6 protein-coding genes are annotated in these 7,292 nt (G+C 74.2%); 2 read left to right on the top strand and 4 right to left on the bottom strand.

The window, feature by feature from the left end; translation table 11 throughout:
* Positions 1–301 precede the first annotated feature (301 nt).
* Positions 302–1,447: an NADH:flavin oxidoreductase gene (locus tag ACIBEC_RS39840; RefSeq protein ID WP_360504412.1), complete on the bottom strand. Its 1,146-nt coding sequence runs from the start codon at positions 1,445–1,447 to the stop codon at positions 302–304.
* 404 nt (positions 1,448–1,851) lie between these two features.
* Between ACIBEC_RS39840 and ACIBEC_RS39835 the strand changes: the two genes are divergently transcribed.
* The gene (locus ACIBEC_RS39835; protein WP_360504414.1) at positions 1,852–2,592 is read left to right on the top strand and encodes a dienelactone hydrolase family protein; all 741 of its coding nucleotides are present in this window, start codon (positions 1,852–1,854) and stop codon (positions 2,590–2,592) included.
* 139 nt (positions 2,593–2,731) lie between these two features.
* Here the strand turns inward: ACIBEC_RS39835 and ACIBEC_RS39830 are convergent, their stop codons facing one another.
* From ACIBEC_RS39830 to ACIBEC_RS39820, 3 genes are all read right to left on the bottom strand, one after another.
* The gene (locus tag ACIBEC_RS39830) at positions 2,732–3,808 is read right to left on the bottom strand and encodes a CU044_5270 family protein (protein ID WP_360504416.1); all 1,077 of its coding nucleotides are present in this window, start codon (positions 3,806–3,808) and stop codon (positions 2,732–2,734) included.
* The gene (locus tag ACIBEC_RS39825) at positions 3,805–4,437 is read right to left on the bottom strand and encodes an RNA polymerase sigma factor (protein WP_360504418.1); all 633 of its coding nucleotides are present in this window, start codon (positions 4,435–4,437) and stop codon (positions 3,805–3,807) included. The genes ACIBEC_RS39830 and ACIBEC_RS39825 overlap by 4 nt, the downstream gene beginning before the upstream one ends.
* Before the next feature lie 66 nt (positions 4,438–4,503).
* Entirely contained in the window at positions 4,504–4,959 is a 456-nt protein-coding gene (locus tag ACIBEC_RS39820) for a MarR family transcriptional regulator (protein ID WP_360504420.1), read from the bottom strand.
* Between the two features lie 440 nt (positions 4,960–5,399).
* Between ACIBEC_RS39820 and ACIBEC_RS39815 the strand changes: the two genes are divergently transcribed.
* On the top strand, positions 5,400–7,289 hold the full coding sequence (locus ACIBEC_RS39815; protein ID WP_360504422.1) for a protein kinase: 1,890 nt from the start codon (positions 5,400–5,402) through the stop codon (positions 7,287–7,289).
* The last annotated feature ends 3 nt before the right edge of the window (positions 7,290–7,292 follow it).

The following is a 7,292-nucleotide window of genomic DNA, read 5'->3' as shown; positions in this document are numbered from 1 at the left end:
GCCCCCTAGAACTCTACCCACCCCCGGTTTTACAAAACCCACAACCCGCCCCCCCCCCCCCCCCCCCCCAAACGCGGGGGGGGGGGGGGCGCGGGGCCCCCCCCCCCCCCACCGCCCTTCCACCCGTCGGCAGCGGCGGACCACCGGGCGGGGTGGTGCGCCTGCCGAACGGTCAGCCGCTCTGCGCGCCGGCCGTCAGCAGGCCGGCCGACTTCCGGTAGGTATCCGGGGTGTGGCCGGTCTGCCCGGCCCTCCGGCCCTGCCGCTCGCGCCGTTGCGGCAGGGCCTCGGGGCGGGGGGGTCAACTCAGGGTGCGGACTGCGGCGGCGTCGTAAGGGTGCAGGTCGGCGAAGCGGCCGGCGAGGACCTTCGCGGCCCACTGCGGGTCCTGGAGGAGGGCGCGGCCGACGGCGACCAGGTCGAACTCGTCGCGCTCCAGCCGGTCGAGCAGGTTGTCGATGCCCTGGACCGGGGCGCCCTCGCCCATGAAGGCGCGGACGAAGTCGCCGTCGAGGCCGACCGAGCCGACGGTGATGGCCGTGCGGCCGGTGAGCTTCCTGGTCCAGCCGGCCAGGTTGAGGTCCGAGCCGTCGAACTCGGGGATCCAGTAGCGGCGGGTCGAGGCGTGGAAGGCGTCGACGCCGGCCTCCGCGAGCGGGGTGAGGATCGCTTCCAGTTCCTGCGGGGTCTCGGCGAGGCGGGCGTCGTAGTTCTCCGCCTTCCACTGCGAGTAGCGGAAGATCACCGGGAACTCGGGGGAGACGGCCTCGCGCACCGCGGCGACGACCTCGGCCGTGAACTTCGTCCGGGCGACCGGGTCGCCGCCGTAGGCGTCGGTACGGCGGTTCGTGCCCGCCCACAGGAACTGGTCGAGCAGGTAGCCGTGCGCGCCGTGCAGCTCGACGCCGTCGAAGCCGATCCGTTCGGCGGCCGCGGCGGCCTCGGCGAACGCGCCGATGACGGCGTCCAGGTCGATCCGGGTCATCGCCCGCCCGGTTCCCTCGGTGCCGTCCAGCCGGATGCCGGACGGGCCGACGGCGGGGGCGTCGGCGAACGGCGGGTCCCCCTGCTTGCGCACCATGCCGATGTGCCAGAGCTGCGGCACGATGGTGCCGCCCGCCGCGTGGACGTCCTGCGCGACGCGGGCCCACCCGGCCAGCTGTTCCTTGCCGTGGAAGCGCGGGATGTCGTCGCTCTGGCCGGCGGACTCGTGGCCGACGTACGTTCCCTCGGTGACGATCAGGCCGACGCCCGCGGCGGCGCGGCGGGCGTAGTACCCGCGTACGTCCTCGCCGGGCACGCCGCCCGGGGAGAACTGGCGCGTCATCGGCGCCATCACGATGCGGTTGGGCACGGTCAGCCCGTTGATCGTGACGGGCCGGGACAGGATCTCGGCCGCGCGGGAGGCGAAGGGGTCGGCGGCCGCAGCGGGCTCGGTGACGGTCATGGGGATTCCTCGCGGGTAAGGGGTGGTGTGCGTCGGGACGAAAACGGTTGCCCGTGCCAACCACCTCGGCGGCCCCCGCATTTCGCCGACCGCGCGAACCCCCCTGTGATCCGCGCCACTTCCCTGAGGTGGGGCGGCTTCGGCAAACCGACATCACGCATCCACGTTCAGGGGCGAGGGAGTCTCGAAGTCCCTTCGGATTTCAGGCCGGTGGGCTACGCTGTCCGGCTATGACAACCGGGATGGCCTTGCGCCGCACACGGATCGGTGACCCGGCGCTCCTCTGAGCGCCGTACGGGCCGGGGCGGGCCCGCTGTTCGATCGGGGATCCTGCGCTGCCGCGCGAGCCCCGCCTCCGTCGTGTTGACCACAGGCTCGACACATCGACCACGACAGGAGAACGCATGCCCACGAAGACGTTGCAGATTCCCACTGCGGACGGCCAGGCCGACGCTTTCGCCGCCTTCCCCGACGACGGCGAGCGGCACCCCGGGGTGCTGATGTACGCGGACGCCTTCGGCATCCGGCCCGTGCTGCGGGAGATGGCCTGCGAACTGGCCGGGCACGGGTACTACGTGCTCGTCCCCAACTACTTCTACCGGCACGGCCCGACACCGCTGCTCGACCTTCCCGAGCACATCGAGGGAGAGGCCCGGTCCGCGCTCATCGCCCAGGTGATGCCCTTGATCCAGGCGCACACCGCCGAACGCGTCCTGAGCGACGCCGACGCCTACCTCGGGTTCCTCACCGCCCAGCCCGAGGTCCGCCCCGGACCGGTCGCGGTGACCGGGTACTGCATCGGCGGCCTCCTGGCAGTGCGCACCGCCGCGGCACACCCCGGCCAGGTGGCCGCCCTCGCCGGATTCCACGGCCCCGTGGGCGTCGCCGGGCCCGACAACCTGAACCGCCTCACCGCCGAGGTCCACTTCGGCCACGCCGAAACCGACCTGACGCCCGAGGCTCTCGGCGAGCTCAACCAGGTCCTCGATGCCGCGGGTGTCGGCTACACCTCCGAGGTCTACCCCGGCACCGTCCACGGCTTCACCATGGCCGACACCGACGCCTTCAACCCCGCCGCACTGCAACGCCATTGGGAGCGCCTGCTCCCCCTCCTCGGCCGCACCCTGAAGCCGACCGCCGGGTAGGACGCTCGGCGCCGACCGGGCCAACCCCTCCCTCCCTCCCTCCCGGCTCAGGCCAAGCCGGGAGGGAGGGGCGGAGGGGCACGGGAGACGCCGGGGGCAGCGGGCGCCCCGGGGCTCGGGTGGGACGAGCCGGGGCTGTTCAGGCCGAGTGGGAAGGCGCCTCCTTCATGCCGTCGACGATCGCGCGCGCCGTGATGGCATGGGTGAAGACGACCGTGCCGGGCGTGATCAGGTCGTGGTCGCCGGATGTGCCCTCGACCTGGACCGTGCGCTCGCCGAGGAAGGTGAACGACGCACTGTCGAAGATCCACTCGGTGCGCTGGCCGGTCTTCTCCTCGAACCGGGCCACCGCGACCCCGTGGCGGCCGACGGCGTCGACCGCGTCGTCCACCTGGACCACGCCGGGGATCTTGGCCGCGGCCCTGTAGAGCGCGGCGGAGAGCTGGGCGGACGGGTAGCTCTCGATGAGCAGATCGCCGAGGGTGGTGAACGCCTCCGCGTCCGGGCCCGGGCCGTGGCCCGCCGTCTCCGTGTAGATCTTCTTCAGCAGGGCGTCGGGGTCGGTGGGGAGGGCGGCCAGGTAGTCGTAGGACGGCGCGTTGAGGTACGGCTCGACCTTCGAGTCCAGGGAGATGCCGTCCTTGTTCTGCTGGTCGATCAGCCAACCCCGCCGGCCGTCCGGCGACGTCCAGGTCCGGCGCGTGTTCAGTGCGTCGCTGACCACCGAGCTCCTGCCGTCGACCGTCCGCACATAGCTGCCGGCGACCTTCGACTCGATGTAGACGAACTGGCCCGCCCTCGCCGGCGGGGCTGCGGTCTCCTGGGCGGCCAGCGAAATCCGGTCGAGCAGCTGGACGACCCCGTGCGCGTCGGCGGCGCCGACGGTCGTGGTCAGGGCGGGGCCGGTGCCCGAGGTGGCGGCCTGGTCCGGGCCGCCGCTCAGGCTCAGGCCGGCTCCGGCCAGGACGGCGCCCGTCAGGACGCATGCCGCCACCGGCAGGAGGATCGCGCGGCGCAGGAACGGGTTGCGCGGCTTGGGGGTGCTGATTCGGGCGGGGCCGGAGACGGCGTTGTCGAGGTCTTCGTGGATCCGGGCCATCAGGCGCTCCTTGTGGAACTCGTGGCGGCCCGTCGGAAGATCCCGCGCCACGACCGGCAGGAGCCCATCGGTCTCCGGCCACTCAGCCGGGTGCGGCTGGGAGGGGCTGGCGTTCATCGGTTTCCTTCCGGTACGGGCCGGACCGCTGTCGCGCGGTCCCCAGTTATCTGTCGAGTCCGGCGGGCGGGTTCCCGTCTGTCCGCCGTCAGTTCCGCCTGTGCGAGCTTGCGCAGCCTGGTACGGGCGCGGGACAGGCGGGAGCGGACGGTCCCGAGGGGGATGCCGAGGGCCTCGGCGGCCTCGGCATACTCCAGGCCCTCCCACAGACACAGGATCAGGACCTCGCGTTCGGGACGGCGCAACGAGCCCATGGCGGCCATCGTGGCGGCGATCCGGCGCCGGTCGTCCACCCGGCCGGCCACGTCCTCGGCATGGTCGGGTATTTCCACCACCGAAGGCCCCGTCGCGGCGAGCGCTGCGGCCGCGGCGCGGTAGCGCCGGTTGCTGCGGCAGTGGTTGCGGGCGAGGTTCGTCGCGATGCCCAGCAACCACGGCCGCAGCGACCCGCCCTCGGCGGCCACCCTGCCGCGCAACCGCCAGGCCTCCATGAACGTCGCCGACATGACGTCCTCGGCGGCCGACCAGTCCGCGGTGAGACGGAAGGCGTGGTTGTAGACGGATCGGGCATGGAGGTCGAACAACTCCCCGAAGACGTTCGGGTCCCCGGCCCGTACCCGGGTTCGCATATCTGTGATCACTCCTATGGGCTGTCCGGCACCCGGGAGCGAGTTCCCGTGACCTGCGTCACCCGGTCAGTCGTGGTCGACGGCGAAGGGCCCCTCGTCGACGAAGCGGCGCAGGAGGCGGGCGAAGTCCCGGGCGTCGGCCTGCGGCCAGGTGGCGAGTGAGTCCTCGATGCCGGCGGCGAGCCGCTGCCGGGTGGCCGCGATGACGGCGTGACCGTCATCGGTGAGGGCGAGCAGGGTGGCGCGGCCGTCGGCGGGGTCGGGGCGGCGTTGGAGCAGGCCGGCCTGTTCGAGGCGGTCGGCGCGGCGGGTGACGGTGGTGCGGTCGAGTCCGATCTCGCGGCCGAGGTCGGCGGCGCTGTACGGGCCGGTGCGGGCCAGGCCGCTGAGGACCGGGTAGGTGAGGTCGTCGACGGCCTCCCCCAGCCCCTCGGTCAGGCGGGTGTAGAGGCGGGCCCGGGTGCTGCGCCGTAGGAGCAGCCCGAGGGCGTCGGCGATGTCGTGTCCTGTCTCGTGCTTCACCCCTCCAGAATAGCGTGCTTCGCACACGCTTTTCCCGTACCCCCGCCGGCCGCGCTCGCAGAGTGGCATCCGCGGCCGCAGGCGGCGGAACTCGGCGACCACGGGGTGCGCCGCACCCGCTGGCAGGACCTCGCGCTGGTCGACCACTGGCGCCGCTACCTGGAACACCCCGAGGCCTACCTGCGCCACATCATCGACTGACCCTCTCCGGGCGGTGCCGTCGTGCGCGCTCGGCGGGCGGTCGTCACCGTGAAGACGGCCGAATGGTTGGCACGCCGTGCGAATCACCTGGGCCACGACCACCCGCCCCCGGAGGCCCGGAACCCGGTGTCCACGGGGCGCGTCCTCCATGTCGGTCGGCGTGCCGTAGGGTGCCGCGCCGACAGGCACGGCCGACGGCCGGGGGACGGCGGGCACGACAGGGACGGGAGCACGGGACGATGGACGACCGGACGCAGCAGGGCGACAGACCCGGCGGGAGCGGCACGCCCTCCGCCGCTCCCGCGCCCGCCCTCCTTCCACCGGCGCCCGAGGACGCGCGCGCCTGGGAACTCCCGGACTACCTCCACGGACGCGAGCTCGGCGCCGGCGCCAGCGGCCGCGTCGTGCTCGCCCACCACCGGGAGACCGGCACCCCGGTCGCGATCAAGTACCTCCACGACCGCGTTGGCACGCCCGCGCTGCGCGCCGAGGCCGAGGTCCTCGCCCGGATCGACTCCCCGCACATCACCCGGCTCTACGAGTACGTGGAGGGGGCGCAGGGCTCGGCCATCGTGATGGAGCTGGTGGACGGCATCGCCCTGCGCGACCTGCTGCGGGCGGAGGGCGCCACCACCGCGCAGGCGGCCCTGGTGGTGCTGAAGGGCTCCCTGCTGGGCCTGGCCGCCGCCCACGAGGCCGGTGTGGTGCACCGCGACTACAAGCCCGCCAACGTGCTCGTCGACGCGGCCGGCACCTCGAAGCTGGTCGACTTCGGCATCGCGGTGCCCAGCGGCGACGAGCGCGACGTCTCCGGCACCCCCGCCTACATGCCGCCCGAGCAGTGGGCGGGCCGTCCGGCGTCCCCGGCCGGGGACGTCTACGCCGCCACCGTCACGTTCTTCGAGTGCCTCACCGGTGCCCGCCCCTTCGACGGCGCCACGATCGCCGAACTCGCCGTCCAGCACGCCGAGGCACCGATCCCCGCCGACCAGGCGCCCGACCTCGTCCGGCCGCTGATCCTGGCGGGTCTGGCCAAGGACCCCGAGGCCCGGCCCGACAGCGCCTCCGCGTTCGTCCGCGAGCTGGAGGCGGTCGCGACGACCGGTTACGGACCGGACTGGGAGGAACGGGGCCGTCTCGACCTCCTCGCCCTGCTCGCCCTGCTCGCGGCGCTGCTGCCCGGCGCCGGCGCGGCCGGCGGCGTCACCTCGCTGGCCCACACCTCCCTGGGCTCCCAGACCTCCCTGAGTCCCCAGACCGCGCTCGGCCCCCAGGGGTCCGGCTCCGTACCCGGCGCCGCCCGGGCCCAGGGCGTGCTGCGCCGGGTCCCGGCCCGCCCCGGCGTGCTCCTGCGCAACCGTGGCAAGGCCCTCACCGGGGTCGCGGCCGGCGCCCTCACCCTGGCCACGCTGGCCGGCCTGGCGGTCGCGGGGGCCACCGACGGCGGTGCCCGGACGGTCGTCGGCGCCGCCTCCCCCGAGGCGACCACCAGCCTCGGCCCGCAGCAGCCGACGGACGGCGCCTCCCCCGCCCCGAGCGACAGCGACAGCGCCACGGCAAGCCCGACGGCTTCGCCCACGGCCACCCCGGGCACGCCCAGCGGCACGCCCGGCGGCACCCCCACCGCCGCGCCGACCGCCAAGGCGCCCACAGCACCGGCCACGCCGGCCCCGCCCGCCCCCGGCCGCCCGCCGACACCGTCCACCCCCGCCGTACCGGCCCCCACGACGGCCGCGCCGACCCCCGTCACCGCCCCGCCGAACCCGAGCCCGACTCCGACCCCGACGGTCGCGCCCGCCACCCTGGCGGTCGACTCTGTCAGCCTGAACTCCCTGACCTGCAGCGGCCGTTGGAGCCTGACCGCGACGGTCACGGTGACGGCCCACGGCGCCGGCAGCGGGACGCTGACGCTCAGCTGGTACCACAGCTCGGGCGGCCGCGCGGTCACCGTCGCGACCGACACCGTGGCGGTCCAGAACGGCACCGCCACCATCACCCGCGCGCACGACTTCGGCTCGGCCGACACCTTCCCCACCTGGGGCGTGCGCGTCACCACCACCCCGGTGGCGGCCAAGCCGGGCCAGACATCCGCCGAGACGGCCGCCTTCCTCTGCAACCCGCCCCGCTGACGT

Origin of the sequence: Kitasatospora sp. NPDC051164 (genome assembly GCF_044455625.1) — a bacterium.
Classification (GTDB): Bacteria; Actinomycetota; Actinomycetes; order Streptomycetales; family Streptomycetaceae; genus Kitasatospora.
The sequence above is the reverse complement of the archived record's forward strand: the minus strand, read 5'-3'. Positions and strand labels throughout refer to the sequence as shown.